The sequence below is a fragment of the Parablautia muri genome (assembly GCF_009917485.1).
In the GTDB taxonomy this organism is placed as follows: Bacteria; Bacillota; Clostridia; order Lachnospirales; family Lachnospiraceae; genus Suilimivivens; species Suilimivivens muri.
Window position 1 is genome coordinate 1 of record NZ_QZDT01000205.1, and the last position, 572, is coordinate 572.

1 protein-coding gene is annotated in these 572 nt (G+C 45.5%); it reads left to right on the top strand.

The genetic code is table 11. The features are described from left to right. Nucleotides 1–96 precede the first annotated feature (96 nt). Nucleotides 97–546, top strand: a complete 450-nt coding sequence (aroQ, locus tag D5281_RS25250; RefSeq protein WP_160562577.1) for a type II 3-dehydroquinate dehydratase — start codon at nucleotides 97–99, stop codon at nucleotides 544–546. The last annotated feature ends 26 nt before the right edge of the window (nucleotides 547–572 follow it).

The following is a 572-nucleotide window of genomic DNA, read 5'->3' on the forward strand; positions in this document are numbered from 1 at the left end:
TAATCATCGGCTCGTATAATGTGTGGAATTGTGAGCGGATAACAGTTTCACACAGGAAACAGAATTGAATTCTAAGCTAAAAGGAGTCTAGAGCATATGACCCAGCAGATCAAACTGCTGGTGCTTAACGGACCCAACCTGAACCTGTTGGGTCAGCGCGAACCAGAAGTGTACGGTTCAAAAACCCTGGATGACATTATTAAAGCCCTGACCGACGAAGCCGCGCTGCAAAATGTTGCTCTTTCACATCTGCAATCTAACCGTGAATATGAACTGATTGAGAAAATTCATGATGCCTTTGAGAAAATCGATTTTATCATCATCAATCCGGCAGCATTTACGCATACTTCCGTTGCTCTGCGCGATGCACTGCTGGGCGTGAATATTCCTTTCATCGAAGTCCATCTGAGCAATGTTCACGCACGTGAGAGCTTTCGCCACCACAGCTATCTGAGCGATATCGCGCAGGGAGTGATTTGTGGCTTGGGTGCCAAGGGCTATTCTTTCGCGTTGCAGAGCGCGATTGGCAAGTTGCATAATATCTAATAAGAAATGAGATGTTTAATCTGGTA